The following is a 733-nucleotide window of genomic DNA, read 5'->3' as shown; positions in this document are numbered from 1 at the left end:
TGATCTGCTGCGACAGATTTCGGAGCAGAGTGTGCGGATTGATGTCAGAACAAAGAAGATCAGGATGCTTGCCCAGGAAAGTGAAAACACCTGCAGATTGCAGAGCATGCCTGGAGTGGGTCCTCTGACCGCTCTTGCGATTGAAGCTTTTGCGCCTGACCTGCAGAGCTTCCGGCGCGGGCGCGACTTTGCTGCGTGGCTGGGGCTGGTGCCCCGTCAGTTCTCATCTGGCGGAAAGGAAAGGCTGGGGAAGATATCAAAAGCCGGGCAGGCTGATATCCGCAGGCTTCTCATCATGGGCGCCATGACCCAGGTGAACTGGGCCAGCCGTAAGGCCCCTGCACCGGGAAGCTGGCTGGCACGGATGCTGGCCCGCAAGCCCCGTATGCTGGTAGCCATTGCGCTGGCCAACAGGATGGCACGAGCCATCTGGGCCATGGCAACAAAACAGGAGGATTATCGGGATCCGGCCCTGTCCGTGGCAGCCTGAGCGATGGCTCGGCTCCCGCGGATGGAACCGGTAGGGGTGTGAGAGGGCGATGACCTGAATGGGCGCATGATCGTCTGATCCGGATCGGAAAAACCAGTGGATTTCTCTGTGCTTTAAAGCACGCCTGTGAGATTTGGATCTGATCCGCTGATCACCATACTGGCCAGTGGCTTCTGAAAGGCCACATCAACAGGCCTTACAGAAGACCGCACACGATCACACGTCAATATGGGTCAGAAAACT

At 57.8% G+C, this 733-nt stretch carries 1 protein-coding gene; it reads left to right on the top strand.

All coding sequences use genetic code 11. The annotated features are described in order from the left end of the window. A partial coding sequence (locus tag CFR72_RS17065; RefSeq protein ID WP_146220792.1) for a transposase occupies nt 1-490 on the top strand: 490 nt, incomplete at its 5' end. Nucleotides 491-733: the final 243 nt, after the last annotated feature.

The sequence above is a fragment of the Gluconacetobacter entanii genome (assembly GCF_003206495.1).
Lineage (GTDB): Bacteria > Pseudomonadota > Alphaproteobacteria > Acetobacterales > Acetobacteraceae > Novacetimonas > Novacetimonas entanii.
The sequence above is the reverse complement of the archived record's forward strand: the minus strand, read 5'-3'. Positions and strand labels throughout refer to the sequence as shown.